This is a genomic window from Brevibacillus sp. IT-7CA2, from assembly GCF_949767855.1.
Lineage (GTDB): Bacteria > Bacillota > Bacilli > Brevibacillales > Brevibacillaceae > Brevibacillus.
The window spans coordinates 155880-175044 of the sequence record NZ_CATKQT010000002.1; the positions used below are offsets into that span (position 1 = coordinate 155880).

Here is a 19165-nt window from a genome sequence, read left to right on the forward strand (position 1 = left end):
CATGAGACAGCCCACGATTGTCGCTTTCGAAGGAATTGACGCCAATGCGAAGGAAGCCCAAGCGGCGTTGCTGGAAGAAAATTTGAGATGCCTCGGATATAAAGTGCGGAGAGTATCGTTTCCACGTTTAGATACCCCAATCGGAGCGGTCATTGGTATGTGGCTTCGCTGCGAAATTGAGCTAGATGAGAAAGCGGTAGGAAAGCTTTTTGAAGCAGATTTTCTGGACTATCAGCGAGAAATGGCGAGGATTTCGAAGGAAAACGTTGATTTTATCATCATTGATCATTACGAACTGTCCAATTATTACTACTTCTATATAAAGGATACTCCTCTTTCCTGGTATGCCACCATGAGTGATTTGACGAAGCGACCCGATGCAACCTTTTTTCTACGGACCGAAGTAGATGCGAATAATGCCATGCTGCTAAAGGTGCAGGATGCCTATCTTTCCCTTGCCCACGCTTCACGCCGATCGGTACGTACACTCGATACAGCAATAGGGGTGGAGAGAATGCAGAAAAACATTCTGCAAGCAGTCCATCAGCTACATCTGAAAAAGCGAGTTACGTGCTAACAAAACTAATCGGCATTGTTGCCGCAGTGTTCATTCCCGCAAATGCTGTACTGCCAGCCGTAGAAAAGGGGCTGTCGGATATTCATCCTGTGATGAAACTGGCCAGGGACACAGATAGGCAGTTGCATAGAAAAAAGGAACTTGCAAACGTAATCACACAGGTTGCGCCGAGACTTGATAAAGCTACAGTCGAGCTTTATACAGAAACAATTTTTGTATTATCCGAGCAATACGAAATAGATCCGGTATTGATCATGGCAATGATCTGGCAGGAAAGCCGTTTTCAGCACGACGCGATTTCTGGCAAGGGCGCTAGAGGATTATTACAAATCATGCCGCGCACAGGAAGCTGGCTGGGAGTTCATCCTGATGACCTGTTTGATCCCGTGATCAATCTACAAGCAGGTATCAAGTATTTGGAGCTCTTGCAAAAGAAATATGGAAACCTTCGTTTAAGTATCATCGCCTATAACCAAGGTGAGGGAAATGTTGACCGAAATCGTTATCACGATGGCTACTATACAAAAGTCATGACCCATTACAAAAAAATGAACGGCTTATTAAGAGAATCAGAAAGATAGGCTGGGAGGAGGTATTATGAGTGAGCATGCCATGTTCGTAAAACAGAGAGTTGGCAAGAATAAAGAACAATACTCCTTGTATAACATGGAGAATATTCGCCGCTGCAAGGAAGATAGTGAGTATCTTGGTGAAGTGATACTCGCAAATGAAGATCTCATTTGGCATTCTGTGCACAAATATATCGGAAAGCCAGAGACATTAGTGAGGCAATATTGCTTGGAAAAAGCGGATATCTTGCAATTGGGAAGAATGGGAATCATCAAGGCTATCAAAGCCTTTGATATAGCAAGAGGCGTGAAGTTTTCGTCCTTTGCAGTCATAACGATTGTGAGGGAGATCAACTGCTTTTTGCGAGACAGCGGAAATATTGTACGGCCGACTAGAACGGCAACAACGATTCTCCAACACATCAGTAAAATAGAAGCAGACCTGGGATATCTCCCTACAATAGAAGAGTTATCGGTACTGTTGGGTGAAAATGAGGAACAGATCAAAAAAGCGCTAGATGTCGGGAGACCTGTGAAGTATTTACAGGAGCCATACTTGAAGGCATCCGCTTCGAGCAATGAAGCTGCCACCGTTATGGATGTCTTGAAGGACGATGGACGAGACGTGGAAGAGTACGTGCTGGACAAGCTATATGTTTCTGCTTTGCTTGCGCAACTGCAAAATCAAATCTCATCAAAAGAGTGGCAAGTCCTGCAACTAAGGATGGCAGGCTACAATCAGACGCAAACAGCAGATTTTTTAAATGTATCCCAAATGTGTGTATCAAGAACCATGAAAAAAATTCAGAATATTTCGAAATATAAACTTTCCTAATCTTATTTTTCAATCCCCACCCAAATAGGAGATAATGGAAGAGCACTCCTATTAGGAAAAGAGGTCGATCACAATATGAAATACTACCGACTTGGTGGCAGTGGATTGAAGGTATCAGCATTGGGATTAGGCACGAACTCATTCGGAGGGCGTGCGGATAAGCAAACGTCAGTAAGCATCATTCATACCGCAATCGAAAACGGGATTACCTTTATTGATACGGCAAATATTTACACGCAAACAGAATCGGAGCGAATCATCGGGCTGGCGCTTTCAGGGAAGCGGCACGAAGTCGTTTTGGCGACGAAGGCTGGTTTGGTAAAAGGCGAAGGACCGAATCAGAGAGGCTCATCGCGTTACCACCTGATGCTGGAGCTGGAGAACAGCTTGAAGCGTTTGCGCACCGATTATGTGGACTTATATCAAATTCATACGTTTGATCCAGAGACGCCTTTAGAAGAAACACTCCGCGCACTAGATGACATGGTTCGATCCGGGAAGGTGCGTTACATCGGGGCTTCCAACTATGCGGCTTGGGAATTGATGAAGGCAATTGGCATCAGTCAGCGGGAAGGGTTGAATCGTTACGTATCGACGCAGGTCAGCTACTCGCTGGCAGATCGGACACCGGAGCGTGAACTCGTACCGCTATGTCTGGATCAAGGGGTGGGGATCATTCCGTACTTCCCGCTTGCTGGCGGAATTTTAACAGGCAAATATACCTCCGCAGAACAGACTCCGGCTGGTTCACGGGCAGATAAGGAGCCGCGTTTCGTACGGCTACTAAGTGAAGACAAGCTGGAGTTTGGACGTAAAATCAGTCAGGTAGCGGCGGAGGTTGGTGTATCCTCTAGTGTGCTGTCCTTGGCTTGGCTCATGCACAAGCCGGCTGTCTCTTCGGTGATCGTGGGCGCGACCAGTGTAGAGCAGCTTACGGATAATTTGCAAAGTGTAGCTTTGACGTTGGATGAAGCGACCTTGGCAGAGCTGGACCGATTGAGTGACACGTACCGAAACGGGGAACCATTTGCCGTCTATCGTTTGCCGTAACAACCGTGACAGTTGTTGATTAATATAGCCAGTCCCAAAGCCTCCATTAAGGGGGCTTTTTTGTATACAGCATAGACCCCAGAGCCATGAGGGATAGTAAACATATCCCGAACTGGAAAAAGAGTGATTTGAAATGAGCCATTCAGCAAAACAAGCTGCGCCCTTTCTTTGCTCGTTGGACGAAAATCTGGAAAAGGTGAAGCGAGAGCTGGGTAACAGCACAGACCTTGTAACGCGTCAGGTGCGTCTGGAGGCTGTCAATCAGATGCAGGTGGGGATTTTATACACCGAGGGTCTGGTCGACAAAAATATGATTAGCGGCTTTATGGAGTCTCTCATGCTTCATGCCAATAAAAACGACTTCCTTGTAGAAGCCGATCCGTTGATGTTGATGAAGGACTTCTTGCTCACGATCGGTGGAGTGGAAGAGGTCTATGACTTTGACCATTTGTATGATGCGATATTGACGGGGGATACCGTTATTTTGGTAGATGGGTATTCGTACGGCTTTATCGCAAATACGAAGCAGTGGGAAGATCGTGGTGTTCAGGAGACTTCCGTGCAAACGGTGGTTCGGGGTTCCAGAGAAGCGTTTTCGGAAAACCTCCGGACCAATACGGCTTTGGTGCGCAGACGGATCAATAATCGCAATCTTTGGTTGGAGACCGTACCGATTGGGGAGATGACTCAAACCAAAGTCGCCATGATGTATATAAAAGGAGTCGTGCAGGATAGCGTAGTAGCAGAAGTGAGAGAGCGGCTGGGGAAGATTAAGATCGACGGTATTTTGGAGAGCGGAAACATCGAAGAAATGATTCAGGATCATACCTTTACTCCATTTCCGACGATTTACAATACGGAGCGTCCAGACTCGGTGGCAGCTGGGCTGTTGGAAGGGCGCGTCGCCATTCTGGTGGACGGTACACCGATTGTTTTGTTAGTACCAGCAGTCTTTGTCCAATTCTTCCAGTCTCCAGAGGATTATTACATGCGTGCGGATTTTGGGATCCTGCGTATTTTGCGGCTCATTTCTTTCTTTATCGCTTTGCTCGGTCCATCCCTTTATGTCGCCATTACCACCTTTCATCAGGAAATGCTGCAAACCAACCTGATCATGAGCATTGCTGCCCAGCGTGAAGGAGTGCCATTCCCTGCTGCAGTCGAGGCGATGTTAATGGAGTTTACTTTTGAAATGCTGCGAGAGGCAGGGGTACGCATGCCGAGGGCGGTTGGGTCCGCGATTTCCATCGTGGGAGCACTCGTTTTGGGGGAAGCTGCCGTGCAGGCAGGACTGGTTTCACCCGCTACCGTCATCGTCGTTTCCATTACGGCTATCACCAGCTTTGTCTTCCCTTCCTTTTCCATGTCCATTCCGATTCGCCTGTTGCGGTTCGGCTTGATAGCACTTGCCGCCAGCTTTGGTTTTATCGGCATATTTGTGGGGATGATCGCCTTGTGCATTCACCTGTGCACCTTGCGCTCGTTTGGTGTCCCGTATATGGCTCCGCTTGCCCCTGTGAATCTGTCTGATCAAAAGGATACGCTGCTTCGGATTCCGATCTGGATGATGCATACGCGTCCCCATTTTTTGCGTCAGAAAAATAGCGTCAGAGAACCAAAAAGTAAAATATAGCGCAAGTATCGTACCGATGTGATGAGAAATTAATAGCCGAGGTGGATACGGCATGAAGCGAATAGGTGTGTTCCTCCTGGTCCTGACTCTTCTCGTTTTGTTGACAGGCTGCTGGAACCGCAGAGAATTGAATGATTTGGCGATCGTCATGGGGACAGGTATTGACAAGATTGACGGGCAATATGTGATTTCCACCCAAATCGTCAATCCCGGAGCGGTAGCATCAAAAGAGAGCGGGAAGATAAGCCAATCAGCTGTTGCCACTTACAGCATGCGAGCATCGAGCATTTTTGAGGGAATTCGGAGAATGACAACGGAAACGCCCAGAAGGCTGTATTTTTCCCATATCCAGGTGCTGGTTTTGGGGGAGCAGGTAGCAAGAGAAGGGATAAAAGAGGCGCTGGACTTGTTATTTCGCGATCATGAGGTTCGACCTGATTTTTATGTCATTCTGGCGAAGGATACAACAGCGCTTCAAATCCTCAGCATGATCGACCCGTTGGAAAAAATCCCTGCGACGAAGCTCTATAAAAGCTTGGAAACATCAGAAAAGTCCTGGGGATCGATTGTCTCCATGCAATTGGATGAAGTTATTGCTGATTTGCTCCGGGAAGGTGTAGAGCCGGTTCTGGTAGGTGCTACGCTGAAAGGCAAGGTACATACGGGTACATCCGATATGAGTTCCCCAAAAAATAGCCAGCCCAATCTGTTGAAGTATCAAGACATTGGGGTCTTCAAAAAAGATAAGCTGCTGGGTTGGTTGAACGAAGAGGAAAGCATCGGATTCAGCTATATCACAGACAGAGTGGACAGTACAGTAGAAGAAATTCCTTGTGACAAAAAACATAAAATCGTCATGGAGATCATTCGGAGCAAAACAACGGTCAACGGGAAGGTGAAGAATGGCAAGCCGCAAATAGAAGTCAGTGTTTCGGCAGAAGGGAATGTAGGCGAGGTGGCGTGTCCGAAAGATTTGTCCAATCCCCAAACCATATACAAATTGGAGGAGGATGTGGAAAAGAGGATCAGAGAGAAAATCGTAAGCGCCATCCATATAGCGCAAAAGCAATACCGATCAGATGTTTTTGGATTTGGGCAGTCGATCTACCAAAATGACCCCAAAGGGTGGGAAAAGGTGAAAGAGGATTGGGATTCCCAATTCTCCAATCTGAAAGTGAAAATCAAAACAGACGTGAAGCTTAGGCGGACAGGAAAAGTGGGCAATTCGTTTATTCCTTTCATGAAAAAGGAGTAGAGCATAACTTTTTCCATCCATGGAAATGGTAAAGGTAATCCTGCAAAAAGTAGGTGCACTGCACAGCATGTGGACCATTATGATGATTTTGCTGATCAGCCTACTCATTGCCCTCTTTGAGGTACCTTATTTGAGAAAGAACGCGATGAACAGGGAAATGCTGGTTTTCTTCATTTTGCTTGTAGTTGCGACGGGACTTGGCATAGCTGAATCGCTTGAGGCGAATATTCCGAACCCGTTGGACTGGATCACATTTGTCTATAAACCATTCAGCGACTTCATTTTTGGAATTGTGGAATGAAGCAGTAGCCAGCAGCGAGGCGAGGGAGCGAGAGGAATTGATAGACAACGGTCATATTAGCGCAAGGCAATTCATGATACTCGTGGCGCTTTTTGGGATTGGGGATGCAATTTTGTATGTACCATCCCTTACTGCTACCGCTGCCAAACAAGATGCCTGGATCTCTGCCCTCATTGGGTGGGGAGAAGGCTTTCTTTTGACCTATCTGTATGTTTTATTGAGTATGCGGTATCCAAACAAGTCGATCTTTCAGTACAGCGAGGATATATTGGGAAAGTGGATGGGGAAAGCGGTGGCTGTTCTGTTCATCTCCTATTTCTTTATCGACGCTTCGCTCATGCTGATGGAGATTGGCGATTTTGTTACGACGCAGATTATGCAGGAGACCCCCATTGAAATTATTCTTGTCCTTTTTCTGGTGATTATCGTCATGGGGGTCCGCAGTGGAGCAGAAGTCTTTTCTCGAGTGAGCGAGCTGTTGTTTCCATACTTTCTATTGCTGTCTTTTGTCTTGATCGCATTTATCTCCCCCCAAATCAAAATAGAAAATGCGAAACCCGTGCTTGCACATGGTATCGCTCCTGTTTTTGGGGGGAACTTCAGGTACGTCGGTTATTTGCTGGAAACGGTCATTCTGATCGTGCTGTTTCCCTTGGTAAAAAGGCCAGCGCGTGCGGCCAAAGCTTATATCTTGGGCATCCTTTTGGTTAATTTCTTCCTGGCGATGATTACCGCTGTGGCAATCTTGGTTTTAGGTGCCGATATTACCGTACTGCTCACTTACCCAAGCTACACACTTGCACAAAAAATCAGTATCGGCAATTTTTTTGAGCGAATAGAAGTGTTGATGGCCGTGATCTGGTTTATCACGCTCTTTGTCAAAATTACTATTTGCTATTATGCGACGAACATTGGAATCGCATATACACTGGGGCTGCGGGATTACCGCCATTTGACACTTCCACTGGGGATGATCATGATTGTAGTGGCATTGTCGACGATGCCTAACCGCCCGTATTTCGACTCTTTCGTTTCGGACATTTGGATGCCTTATTCCTTGACGTATGGTTTGTTCTTGCCCGTTCTCTTACTGAGTGTGGGGGCTCTAAGAAAAAAACCAGTCTGCTAGCATTGTGAGCTGCAGACTGGTTTTTTGTGTTTACGCGTCGATTATATTACTCAGCAGCCATGCTGCTTTCTTTCAAGATAACGTCATGTGCGCCGCCTTCTACCAAGCTAGTAGCAGAGATGACGGTGATTCGCGCTTTTTGCTGAAGCTCTGAGATGGAGAGCGATCCGCAATTGCACATGGTCGATTTGATTTTGCTCAAGGTACGGTCGATGTTCTCGCGCAGGCTTCCCGCGTATGGTACGTAGGAGTCTACGCCTTCCTCAAAGACGAGGCTGCTTTTGCCGCCAGTGTCATAGCGTTGCCAGTTGCGAGCGCGGTTGGAGCCTTCTCCCCAGTATTCTTTCACGAAGTTGTTGCCGATCTTCACTTTTTTGGTCGGGCTTTCGTCGAAGCGAGCGAAGTAACGTCCCAGCATGACAAAGTCTGCACCCATAGCCAAAGCCATTGTCACGTGGTAGTCGTGTACGATTCCGCCGTCGGAGCAGAGCGGAACGTAAATGCCTGTTTCCTTGAAGTACTCGTCGCGAGCTGCTGCCACTTCAATGAGGGAAGAAGCTTGGCCGCGTCCGATTCCTTTTTGCTCGCGGGTAATGCAGATGGAGCCGCCGCCAATCCCTACTTTTATGAAATCTGCGCCCGATTCCACGAGGTAGCGGAAGCCTTCCTTATCGACAACGTTACCTGCACCGATAGGAACATTGAAGTTTTCTTTTACATATTGAACCGTCTCGCGCTGCCATTCGCTGAAGCCGTCGGAGGAGTCGATGACCAGAATATCAACGCCTGCTTCTACCAACGCAGGGACGCGCTCCTTGTAGTCCTTTGTATTGATACCGGCACCTACGATATAGCTCTTGTTCGCGTCCAAGAGGGATAGCGGATTGTTTTTGCGGGAATCGTAGTCCTTGCGGAAAACGAGGAAGTCGAGATTTTGATTTTCGTCTACGATTGGCAAGCAGTTCAGCTTGTGCTCCCAGATCAGGTCGTTGGCTTCAGAGAGCGAGATGCCGGATTTGCCATAGATCAGCTTCGAGAATGGCGTCATGATGTCGCTGACGAGTTTGTCCTGAGAGTCGCGGCTGATGCGATAATCGCGACCTGTTACGATTCCGAGCAGCTTGCCTTTTGCCGTACCATCTTCCGTAATGGCAACGGTGGAATGGCCTGTCGCCTCTTTCAATTCCAAAATGTCTTTCAGCGTATGGCTTGGTGTCAGGTTGGAGCGGCTAACGACGAAACCCGCCTTGTAGCCTTTTGCTTTGCGAACCATGGTTGCCTGGCTCTCGATGGACTGGGAGCCAAAAATAAACGAAATACCGCCACATCTAGCCAATGCGACCGCCATATGATGGTCGGAAACTGCTTGCATGACTGCGGATGAGAACGGTATGTTTAGTGAGATGGCAGGCTTTTCACCTTTTTTATACTTGGTAATCGGAGTGGATAAGTCCACATTGTTCGGAGTGCATTCTTTTGTGGTGAGATTTGGCAACAACAAAAACTCATTAAACGTCCGAGATGGTTCTGTGTAATAAAAAGCCACGATTCTCTCCTCCTAGGTGAAGTTGGTCTCGATTTTTTGAACTGCCTCTTTAATAGAGAAATTTTTACCATGGTAACCGTGAAGTACGACAACGTCAATAGGGAATCGTTAGAAGGAGTGATTTCTTTGCTAAAATTGCGAACAGGTCATGAACAACGCAAGCTTTTGGAACAAATTTCGTTAGAAGATTCGTACATTTTATACGGGAATATGTACTTGCGAACGGAAAGGAGCGTAATCGTAACGGACAGCGCCCAAGGAGAAGTAACCGCCATCGGGTCTTACTTGAAAGGGATGCCGTTTCACGCATTTTCTCTTCATGTGGTAGAGGGGGAGGAAAATTACGAGGTAGAGCCGATGCTCTCCTAGCCACACATCGCGCTCTTTTCGGAAGGAGGGGAAGCGATGGCCGTAGCAGGCTTTCATGTCTATGACAAAGCCTACGTAGAAATCGGAAACATGGGAACTTTATTTGATGGTCTTTGCAGATAATCCTACGGCGGTACACGTGTATGAGAAGCTTGGAATTGTCACGGTATCTTCCTACGCTTTTATTGAATTTCTCCTTTAAAAATAGAAAAAGAGAGGACAAGTGTCCCCTCCTATCAGTTCATTCGGCCTTTAAACTCAACGGGTACGATCATTGTAAAGCAAGGTCCATCTGGATCGTTGCGGGCATCGATCGTTCCTTTATGTGCTTCCAAGACGGCACGGGCAATAGCGAGTCCAAGCCCATGCTTGCCCGACTTTCCTTTACGGAAACGCTGGAACAAATTCGGCAACAGCGCCTCCTCAATGAGTGGCCCATCATTGGAAATCGCGATGACGACGCTTTTTCCTGCGTGTCTTCCTGTGATGGTGAGTCGGCTTTTGGCGTAGCGCAGTTGATTTTCCATGATATTAACGAACGCAGTACTCAATTGCTCGCCGTCTCCCTCCACGATCAAGTCAGCTGCTAGATTTAATTCCCACTCGATTTGTGGATTGAGCACGGAGAGCCGCTGCTTCAACAGGTGCATCATCTCTGACAGGTCGACGCGGTCGACTTGCATCATTTGCGAGACAGACTCGATTTTCGTGATATACAAGAGCTGTCCGACGACCTTTTCGAGGCGCTTGCTCTCTTCCATGATGATGGAAAGCCCTTTTTCCGCCTGAGGGCCCTGGAAGACGCCTTCTATGAGTCCTTGCGTGTATCCTTGAATCGCCATGATCGGTGTTTTGAGCTCATGGGAAATATTTTGGACAAAATGCTGCTGCGACTCGTCGTATTCCTTCAGTTGGTTTTTCATCATATCGAATGATCGGGCGAGCTGTCCGATCTCATCTCCGCGATCCATTGCAAGCGGGATATCGAACTGACGACGAGCGATTTTTTTACACAGCTCTTCAAGTGTGCGCAGCGGTCTGCTCAAATACCCGCTAAACCACACGGCCAACAACCAGCTTACGAGCAGCAGCAGACCAAAAATGAACAAAAACTGACGTGTCAAAATCGAGTTGATCTGGTTGAGCTCCTGTTCCTTGGAGAAGAGCACCATGTAGTAGGGAAAGCCATGGTAATCCATTTTTTTGCTGACGAACAAATAGCTCTCTGCTCCACGGTCCAACGAACCATGCTGGAGCTTGTTGCTTGGATACGAGGCGGCTTGTTGGAACAACTCCTTGGCATCCTCGTACGGAATGCGGCCATTGCTTCGGCTGCCCAGCTCTCGTCCGTTTTCAGCATAGACGATCATATCAAATGAGTACTCATAACGTTGGAGCAAGAGCTGTAAAAAGTAAGGGGCCGCAGCCGGAACAGGCAGCAGCTCATTATGCTCATTGAAGGAGATATGCTGAGATAATGTGTAAAACTCATCTTCCAAGAGCGAGTAAGTGTTGGATACCAGATACTGTTTGACAGCCAGTGGATACCCGACGCCAAGGCCAACCCCGAGGACGCTTGTCAGGATCATGAACAAAATGAGGATTTGCCTGGATATCGGCAGGTTTTTCAGCCGGAATTTGCTCATATACGCGTCATTCGGTAGCCGAAGCCATAGACCGTCTCCAATGGAAACTTGGGCATTTTCTTGCGGATGCGCTTCACCAAGTCATCGACAGCTCTGTCTGAGCCGATGTAGTCTTCTCCCCAGATGGAGGTCAGAATCTGCTCGCGATTCAAGGCCAGTCCTTGATTGTGCAAAAGGTACACGATGAGCTCGAATTCTTTTGTGGTTAAATCAATGAGTTCGTCGCCTTCTTTTACTTGTCTGCCTTTTTCTGAGATCATATAAGGATCAACCGTTACCCAATCTTGGAAAGTTTGGGTAGAGGAAGCAGTGGCACCGGGCTTCTCATAGGTGCGCTGTAGCAGCTTTTTCGCACGGATGACCAGTTCGCGAGGGAGAAAAGGCTTCGCCAAGTAGTCGTCACTGCCCAGTTCCAGTCCGATGATTTTATCGACATCTTGATCGCGAGCGGAGATGAAGATGATCGGGACATTTGATTTTTCACGAATGAGACGCAAGAGCTCATAGCCGTCGATGTCGGGCATCATGATGTCCAATATCCACAAATGTGGCTGTGCTTCTTCATCAAGTAACGGCAAGACGTCCTTGCCACTAGAAAACGCTTTCACCTGCAATCCGGCACTTTGCAAATACGATTGCAAGAGCTCCAACAGGTTTGTTTCATCGTCCACCAGATAGACGAGGTAGGGAGTATTCATAGATTTCGGCCTCGCTTTGCATCTGTTTTATATCAGTATTGTAGCATAGCCAAAAACGAGATGTGTGGCATGGACGTATGAGAATCGTGGAAAACGTGTGGAAGCAGGATTCCTCTGTATCCTTCTGGAAAAAGAAACAGGGAAAAAAAGACAACGAGAGATGGAAAGGAGCGATTCATATGAAACGAACAGTCAAATCGTCTCTCATGGTACTAGCCTTCATGCTCTTAACGACGGCCTGCGCTCAAAAGCCGGTGGACACCCAACCTAGTCCGCAGATACCTGATCCGATTGTGCAAACGCCACCGGAAACGAATCAGCCCATCGAATATGCGTATAAGGCACCGATGACAGGACTTGGCAGTCACGAAAACCTGGGAAGCAAGCGACCGATCATGGTAATGATCAACAACGCCCCGCCCGCCCGTCCACAAACAGGCGTCAACAAAGCGGACATGATTTATGAGGTATTGTCCGAAGGGGAAATGACCCGCTTTCTTGCGATATTCCAAAGCCAAAAACCGGAAGTAATTGGACCCGTCCGCAGTATCCGTCCTTATTTTATCCAGATCGGGACTGGTTTTGATGCGGTCCTCGTCCACGCGGGAGGCAGTCCGGATGCGCTGGAAACCTTGGCGCGAAAAGACCTCAGCCATCTGGATGAAATCCCGAACGGTCAATACTTTTGGCGAGAAAAATTCCGCAAAATGCCACATAATCTGTACACTAAGCCAGAGCTCTTGGAAAAAGCGATGCAGGATAAAGGGATGCGTCAATCGGCAGAGGTGCCTCACTTCACGTTCCTGCCGGAGGATGCCGAGATCAAGGAAGGCGAGCTTGCTACACAGGTAGATCTGACTTTCCACTCATTGAATAAAGCTGCTTTTACCTATGATGCCGAGCAAAAGAAATACATGCGCTTCACGGCAGGCAAGCCGCATTTGGACTTGAGCGACAAGAAACAGTTGTCCACGACCAATCTGTTGGTCATCTCCGCCAAACACCGCGTGCTGGATAAAGAAGGGCGTCTATCGGTCGATGTAATCGGCCCGGGGGACGGTTATTTATTCCAGCAAGGAAAAACGCGCAAGGTCAAATGGAAGCGCAGCAATGGTGTCATCCGTGCCTATGAGGACGCGGCTTTGACGCAAGAAGCACCGCTTTTGCCAGGAAATACATGGGTGGCTATATTGCCAAACTCACCGGGCCTGTCGAAGTCACTCAAGTTCCAGTAAGGATTAGGGCTTGCGGATGAAGGCGGTTTCTTCTAAGATAATTGTTGAAGCTTTAGTGCTTAAAAATTGTACAGTGAGAAACCGCTCGAAAGACGGACTATATAACAGAGGTGACAGACATGCAATTGGAAAAATTAAAAGGAAAAGGGCTCGAACAGTTATTTGAAGCTGTTCTTTCCCTGGAAACGATGGAAGAGTGCTATCAATTTTTTGACGATCTGTGCACGGTGAACGAAATGCAGTCGCTCGCACAGCGACTGGAAGTAGCGAGAATGCTCCGCAAAGGCTTTACTTACAATCAGATTGAAGCAGAGACTGGCGCAAGTACGGCGACCATTTCTCGTGTCAAACGCTGTTTGAACTATGGAAATGATGGATACCAGATGGCGCTTGAGCGGATTGGAAAATAGCTAGGGGGCAGGCAACGTTGATTGACTATCGTGGCTGGCGCCATACATTTAAACTAGACCCGGATAAAACAATCGATGACGAGGCCTTGGAGACGATTTGCGAGTCCGGAACAGATGGGATCATTGTAGGCGGCACGTACGGTGTGACCTATGACAATACACTCGAATTGATGTCGCGATTGCGTCGTTACGCAGTTCCGGCTGTCTTGGAGATTTCTTCGCTGGATGCAGTTGTGCCGGGATTTGATTCGTACTTGATCCCGCTCGTACTGAACGCTGGCGATCCAGACTGGATTTTTGCTCCGCATGTATCGGGGCTCCAAGCGTTTGGCGCTTATATTCATTGGGATGAGATCATTACAGAAGGATATATAATCGCCAATCCAGACGCGGGCGTAGCACATCTGACGAAAGCACGTCCGATTGCGGATGCCTCGCAGGCCAAAGCGTACGCACAGGTAGCGACGAACATATGTCGTTTGCCGATTGTTTATATGGAGTACAGCGGTACATACGGCGATCCGGCAATCGTGAAGGCTGCCAAAGCAGGCGCGGGCGAAGCCCACCTCTTTTATGGTGGCGGGATTCGCAACCCGGAGCAAGCGGCAGAAATGGCTGCGATTGCAGATACGGTTGTCGTAGGGAATGTCATTTATGACAATCTAGCTGCTGCATTGGCTACTGTGAAGGCCGTTAAGGGAACAAGCAACTAAAAAAACCACCTCCCCAACTTATGATTGGGCGAGGTGGTTTTTCATGTCTGCTTTAGTTTTTCAAGGGAATGGTTGCGCTCCAGTCGCTATCTTTGTTTTCTTTCAATTGCTCCTTGATTACAAGAGTCAGTTCTTTCGGGATAGCTTTCAATTCTTACTCCAAATCGAGAGGACCTTTCATGACAATATAAACTTTTTCCAAAGAGAAGGAATTTTAAGATTTTTTATAGAAAATGGAAGGAAAATCCTATTGCTTACGAAATAAATAGTCGAATATTACCAAAATATATAATTTTTTGCTAATATTTGTAGATTTCTGTAAATTCATGAAATATAATGAACTTGTCTTAATTTTCGATCATAGAGAGGAGGAACTATCCATGAAAATCCAAGCGAAAAAAGTTGAAAGCGTTCGCACTACTGCAGTAGCAGCTTAATTCTCTTAAAAAGAGGGGGAATAGCACACGAGCTATTCCCTTTTTTCATCTAAAATGAGCCGGGTTAGCGAACCCCACTATTGGGAGGTGTTTTGATGGAACGTCGTCCTTTATTTAAACCAGTGCATCCCGTCTATGAAGTGACAGAGCAGATGATCCGCTTGGGAGAGGCTCCTGGCTATACCTTCGAATTGGAAGACGAGAATGGGTCCATCCGCAAGATGATCAAACTGATGGATGGCACTCGTACTGTCGGTGAAATACATACATTATTGGTTGTCGATTACCCCGAAATTACGTATGAAGAAATATCGGAAGCAGTGGAGTCTCTGAGTGGATTGGGCTTCCTGATGGATCAGGCAAAAGAAGAGGCTTCCGTTCTGACTTCGGAACAAAAGGAAAGATATAAAGCGAATATCCGCTATTTCTCCTTGTTTACCGATCTCAATCAAAGTCCAAGCGAGCTACAGGAACAGGTAAGTAGAAAAAAAGTGACGATCTTAGGGATGGGTGCCTTTGGCTCTACGCTACTGGTCAATCTGGTAGGAGCGGGAATCCAGCATATCAAGCTCGTGGATTTTGATAGAGTAGAGCTCAGCAATTTGAACAGACAAATGGTCTTTAACGAGCATGATATTGGTCGCCTGAAGGTGGAAGCGGCACGTGATTTCATCGGAAGGCTTCATTCAGAGGTATTGATTGAAACGGAGACGATGCAAATCAAGTCCAGCGAAGACGTGGAGCGGGTTATCGCGGGAAGTGACCTCGTGATGCTCGCAGCCGATCATCCCTTTTTCTTTTTGCAGAGATGGGTGAATCATGCCTGCACCAAGCTGCAAATCCCGTTTATTGCTGGTGGATTCAATCTGATTGAAGGACAGTTCTTCATGGTAGAACCGGGCAAGACAGGCTGTATCGATTGCATGCATTTGCATCGTTCTACACAGATCGAGGACTATCCGCAGTTGATCCAAAGGCTGCTCGATACCAACTTTATTCTGCCTACCGCCACCATTGCACCCAACACCATGATGATTACGGGAATGATGGCTTCCGATGCAATCAGGTATTTGACAGGAATCGCTCCGGTACAATCAGCGGGCAAATTTATCATTTTCGATTTCAACACTTTGGAAAAGAGCGTGTTTTTTGAGTGGGAGCGAAATGAAGCCGAATGCCCGACTTGCGGAGGCGGCAGCGGAACGGAGCCGATTTTTCATATCAAGAGAAATGAAGTGCTCGCAAAGTAAGGAGTCGTTCCTGTAAGAGAGGAAGGTGTCTGTCAAGTGAATATCTCGGGAGATAGCATTCTCAAGATGCACCCGCTTGCGCGTCGGGCGGAAAACGAGGAAGAGATCCTCATTGGACGAACGGATATCAGCAATTTCATTGTGCTTCCGGCCATTGGTGTCGAGATCATCGATATGTTGGATGAAGGGAAGAGCATCAATGAAGTCGCGACGATCATGGAAGAACGATTGGGCGAACCAGTGGATGTGCTTGACTTTGCGCAGGATTTAATTGCTTCCTATCAATTTGTGTTCATGGTAGATGGAGAAGTTGTCAACGAGCCAGTACCGGTTGTGGATCACTTCTCTTGGATCAAGCAGGGTACGGGTCAGTTTTTCTTTAATCGTGTTGCCTTTGGATTTTACGGTATCTTATTTTTCACAGGTCTTTTGATTTGTGTATTTACGGGCAAGTATATCCCGGTCTATTCCGATATTTTTGTTTCTTCTTCCGTGACGGTTTCGGTTGTGGTTTCTTTCGTGGCCACTTGGGTTTTTCTATTTTTCCATGAGATGGCCCACTTAATGGCGGCGCGATCATTGGGAATCGGCAGTCGTATTGGACTGGGGCATCGACTTGTTTTTGCCGTAGCAGAGACGAATATGTCCAATATTGTTCTCGTCGAGCCACAGCGCAGATACAGGGCGTTTTTGGCGGGAATGTCCTGGGATGCGATGTTTATGGGAATCGGTGTGATTCTGTTGTTTGCCAATGATCAAGGCTGGCTGACGCTTGTGCCCTTCATGGAAGCATTCATTCGTATGCTGAATGTGATCCTGTTCATGGCTTTGGCCTTTCAGTTCATGGTTTTCATGCAAACCGACTTGTATTACGTGTTGGCAACCAAGTTCCAATGCTCCAATCTGATGGTGAATACACGCCTGTTTCTAAAAGCGAAATTCCGTTCCTTGACGCAGGATGAGCAGGAGGAATGGGAGTACGTAGCCGACCATGAGAAAAGTGTCATCCGCTGGTATAGCTGGGTCTACTTGATTGGATCGGTGTGGGGAATCTGGTTCTTTGTCCAGTATCAGCTACGCATGGCGCTTGATTTTATCTGGATCATCGCCGACGACATGAAAAATGCTTCGCTTCACTCGTGGGAGTTTTGGGACGGCATCCTGTTGATCCTGTTGGTTCTGGTTCCGTTTCTCATTTTGGGCTGGTCGTGGATGAGAGCGTACCGACAAAGGAGAAGCGAAAGAGAGCGGGCAAAATCCTTGCAGGGCACATAATTTGCGTCTTCACCTTGCCAAGCTGCCCTGTTACGCTAGGGGGAAGAGAGATACTCAGGCAAAGGAAGTGCTCACATGAACCCGATGATCCAAAATATCATTCATCTGCGAAAAGAAGGGCATCTGGACGAAGCGATCCAGCTTGCCCTTCAGCTCGTCAGCCAATCCCCGAATGATCCTGTCGCCCATTATCAATGTGCTTGGTGCCACGACGCAGCCGGATTGGAGAAGGAAGCTGTTCCCTTTTACGAAAAAGCGATTGAGCTCGGACTGTCTGTCGAAGACGACCTGCAAGGGGCATTACTGGGTCTGGGCAGTACGTATCGCACGCTGGGACAATACGAGCAGGCAGCAGCTACGCTCGCGAAGGGGATGCAACAATTCCCCTGCGACCGTTCCTTTCCGATTTTTCTTTCCATGGCGTATTACAATCTCGGGAAGCACCACGAAGCCATGAATCTCCTCCTGAAAAACCTCGCAGAAACATCAAGCGATCCTACGATTTTGGCCTATCAAAAAGCGATTCTGTTCTATGCAGATGATCTGAATAAGACTTGGTAGCGCCATACCATTCCATTTGCAGGAAAACAATCGCCTCCCGTTGTACAAGTACAACAGCGGGAGGTGCCTATGTATAAGCTGATATTGGTAGATGACGAAGAAGATGTAAGAGAAGGGGTTAGCCAAGAAATTGACTGGCATAGCCACGGATACGAGGTGGTTGCCAAAGCAGAAAACGGCAGAGAGGCATTGGAACTGGTCGAGAGACTGCGACCGGACGTCGTCGTAACCGACATCAAGATGCCCTTTATGAACGGACTTCAGTTGGCGGAGTCCATCGGGCGCGAGTACCCTGCCATTCGCATCATTATCCTGACTGGATTTGATGAGTTCGAGTACGCGCAAAAGGCCGTGAAGCTGCAAATTGATGAATATGTGCTCAAGCCGTTTTCCGCGAGTGAGCTGATGGAAGCGCTGGACAAGGTCAAGAGACGGATGGACGAAGAGGCGGCTCATCGGGAAAACGTTCAGCTGCTGCGCGATAGCTATCGAAAAAGCTTGCCGGTTTTGCGGGAAGTTTTTTTATCATCTTTGTTGAGTCGTCAGCTCGTACAGAACGATGTTTTTTCAAAAGCCTGCGAATACGGGATAGAGCTCAGGAGTCCCGAATATCTCGTGGCTGTCATCTGTGTAGACCAGCCCAAGCAGGAGGAGCAGCAGCTGTTTCTTTTTGCTGTGAAAAATATCGCAGAAGAGCAGCTGAACGCAGGTAAGCAGGAGGGGATCGTGTTTCTCCATGAAGATCAGGTCGTGGTGCTCATGCGAACAAAGGCAGACGACACGCAGCGAATCGAAGTACGAACACAAAATATCGCAGAAGAAATCAGGCGAACGATTGAAAAATACATGAGCATCACGGTAACAATCGGAATCGGCAACGTCGTGACAGATGTTGCGGCACTCCCTTACTCGTATGAGGACGCCATGCAGGCACTCGATTACAAAAGCATCCTTGGCTGCAACAGGATGATTGTGATCAATGACGTGGAAAAGCAAACGAGTGAGCAGATACGCCTTGATGAGAGAAGTGAGCATGAGTTGGTTCGGTGCATCAAAATGGGGACGAGTGCGGAGCTTCGGACCGTGATTGATGATTTATTTGATAAAGTGGCGCGTGTCTCTGTATCCATTGAGGACTACCGAATTTATTTGTTGGAGATTATGACGACCATTTTAAAGACGGCCCATCGTGCTGAAGTTGACATGGATCAACTGTTTGGCGGTCAACGCTATCTGTTGCAGGTCATGACGACTTTTACCAGTAGGGAGGATGCCCGAGAACAGATCACAGAAATCTGTGAGCGCATCATGGCGAATATCGCAAGCGGACGGCAAACGACGTACAGGAGATTGATCACCCAAGCATTGGACTACACCCACGCGCATTATCATTCTCCCGACATATCCATCCACAAGGTGTGCGATCATCTGCACATCAGCCTCGGTTATTTTAGCGGTATTTTCAAGAAAGAGACGAAAACCACCTTTGTGTCCTATCTCCTGTCATTGCGCATGGAAAAGGCCAAAGAGCTTTTGCGGACGACCGATTTGAAGTCCTTTGAAATCGCGGAAAAAGTAGGATATACCGATCCCAATTACTTTAGTTTCAGCTTTCGCAAGTATGCAGGCATGTCCGCTAAAGAGTATCGAAGTCAGAGCGAGCAGGAAGGTTAACG

The 19165-nt window shown here is 47.6% G+C and carries 19 protein-coding genes; 16 read left to right on the forward strand and 3 right to left on the reverse strand.

What is annotated here, in order from left to right; all coding sequences use genetic code 11:
* Window position 1 precedes the first annotated feature (1 nt).
* The 8 genes from ACM6JA_RS01675 to ACM6JA_RS01710 all read left to right on the forward strand — a co-directional run bounded on the left by ACM6JA_RS01675 (window position 2) and on the right by ACM6JA_RS01710 (window position 7349).
* A complete protein-coding gene (locus ACM6JA_RS01675) occupies window positions 2–577 on the forward strand; it encodes a dTMP kinase (protein WP_414850885.1) in 576 nt (191 codons plus the stop codon).
* Window positions 571–1158, forward strand: coding sequence for a lytic transglycosylase domain-containing protein (locus tag ACM6JA_RS01680; protein ID WP_414850886.1), 588 nt, complete (start codon window positions 571–573; stop codon window positions 1156–1158). The genes ACM6JA_RS01675 and ACM6JA_RS01680 overlap by 7 nt, the downstream gene beginning before the upstream one ends.
* A 16-nt stretch (window positions 1159–1174) precedes the next feature.
* Entirely contained in the window at window positions 1175–1981 is an 807-nt protein-coding gene (locus ACM6JA_RS01685) for a sigma-70 family RNA polymerase sigma factor (protein ID WP_414850887.1), read from the forward strand.
* 75 nt (window positions 1982–2056) lie between these two features.
* Window positions 2057–3031 (forward strand): aldo/keto reductase, encoded by a 975-nt coding sequence (locus ACM6JA_RS01690; protein WP_414850888.1) that lies wholly within the window; start codon window positions 2057–2059, stop codon window positions 3029–3031.
* Between the two features lie 133 nt (window positions 3032–3164).
* Window positions 3165–4664, forward strand: a complete 1500-nt coding sequence (locus ACM6JA_RS01695) for a spore germination protein (protein ID WP_414850889.1) — start codon at window positions 3165–3167, stop codon at window positions 4662–4664.
* Between the two features lie 52 nt (window positions 4665–4716).
* Window positions 4717–5919 (forward strand): Ger(x)C family spore germination protein, encoded by a 1203-nt coding sequence (locus tag ACM6JA_RS01700; protein ID WP_414850890.1) that lies wholly within the window; start codon window positions 4717–4719, stop codon window positions 5917–5919.
* Between the two features lie 25 nt (window positions 5920–5944).
* Complete coding sequence (locus ACM6JA_RS01705; protein ID WP_414850891.1) at window positions 5945–6220, forward strand: hypothetical protein; 276 nt, start codon at window positions 5945–5947, stop codon at window positions 6218–6220.
* Window positions 6204–7349, forward strand: coding sequence for a GerAB/ArcD/ProY family transporter (locus tag ACM6JA_RS01710; protein WP_414850892.1), 1146 nt, complete (start codon window positions 6204–6206; stop codon window positions 7347–7349). The genes ACM6JA_RS01705 and ACM6JA_RS01710 overlap by 17 nt, the downstream gene beginning before the upstream one ends.
* 46 nt (window positions 7350–7395) lie before the next feature.
* Here ACM6JA_RS01710 and ACM6JA_RS01715 read toward each other — a convergent pair whose 3' ends face one another.
* The gene (locus ACM6JA_RS01715; protein WP_414850893.1) at window positions 7396–8895 is read right to left on the reverse strand and encodes an IMP dehydrogenase; all 1500 of its coding nucleotides are present in this window, start codon (window positions 8893–8895) and stop codon (window positions 7396–7398) included.
* A 126-nt stretch (window positions 8896–9021) separates the two neighbouring features.
* Between ACM6JA_RS01715 and ACM6JA_RS01720 the strand changes: the two genes are divergently transcribed.
* On the forward strand, window positions 9022–9264 hold the full coding sequence (locus tag ACM6JA_RS01720) for a hypothetical protein (RefSeq protein WP_414850894.1): 243 nt from the start codon (window positions 9022–9024) through the stop codon (window positions 9262–9264).
* Window positions 9265–9500: 236 nt separating this feature from the next.
* Here ACM6JA_RS01720 and ACM6JA_RS01725 read toward each other — a convergent pair whose 3' ends face one another.
* The gene (locus tag ACM6JA_RS01725; RefSeq protein ID WP_414850895.1) at window positions 9501–10910 is read right to left on the reverse strand and encodes an ATP-binding protein; all 1410 of its coding nucleotides are present in this window, start codon (window positions 10908–10910) and stop codon (window positions 9501–9503) included.
* On the reverse strand, window positions 10907–11608 hold the full coding sequence (locus ACM6JA_RS01730; RefSeq protein WP_414850896.1) for a response regulator transcription factor: 702 nt from the start codon (window positions 11606–11608) through the stop codon (window positions 10907–10909). Before ACM6JA_RS01730 ends, ACM6JA_RS01725 begins: the two co-directional genes overlap by 4 nt.
* A 179-nt stretch (window positions 11609–11787) precedes the next feature.
* Between ACM6JA_RS01730 and ACM6JA_RS01735 the strand changes: the two genes are divergently transcribed.
* From ACM6JA_RS01735 to ACM6JA_RS01765, 7 genes are all read left to right on the forward strand, one after another.
* Window positions 11788–12843, forward strand: a complete 1056-nt coding sequence (locus ACM6JA_RS01735) for a DUF3048 domain-containing protein (RefSeq protein WP_414850897.1) — start codon at window positions 11788–11790, stop codon at window positions 12841–12843.
* Between the two features lie 119 nt (window positions 12844–12962).
* Complete coding sequence (locus ACM6JA_RS01740) at window positions 12963–13253, forward strand: YerC/YecD family TrpR-related protein (protein WP_007717484.1); 291 nt, start codon at window positions 12963–12965, stop codon at window positions 13251–13253.
* 17 nt (window positions 13254–13270) lie between these two features.
* Window positions 13271–13966 (forward strand): heptaprenylglyceryl phosphate synthase, encoded by a 696-nt coding sequence (locus ACM6JA_RS01745; RefSeq protein ID WP_414850898.1) that lies wholly within the window; start codon window positions 13271–13273, stop codon window positions 13964–13966.
* Between the two features lie 532 nt (window positions 13967–14498).
* Entirely contained in the window at window positions 14499–15653 is a 1155-nt protein-coding gene (locus ACM6JA_RS01750) for a HesA/MoeB/ThiF family protein (RefSeq protein ID WP_414850899.1), read from the forward strand.
* A gap of 36 nt (window positions 15654–15689) precedes the next feature.
* Window positions 15690–16928, forward strand: coding sequence for a PqqD family protein (locus ACM6JA_RS01755; RefSeq protein WP_414850900.1), 1239 nt, complete (start codon window positions 15690–15692; stop codon window positions 16926–16928).
* Window positions 16929–17003: 75 nt separating this feature from the next.
* Window positions 17004–17489 (forward strand): tetratricopeptide repeat protein, encoded by a 486-nt coding sequence (locus ACM6JA_RS01760; RefSeq protein ID WP_414850901.1) that lies wholly within the window; start codon window positions 17004–17006, stop codon window positions 17487–17489.
* Window positions 17490–17558: 69 nt separating this feature from the next.
* A complete protein-coding gene (locus ACM6JA_RS01765) occupies window positions 17559–19163 on the forward strand; it encodes a response regulator (protein WP_414850902.1) in 1605 nt (534 codons plus the stop codon).
* Window positions 19164–19165: the final 2 nt, after the last annotated feature.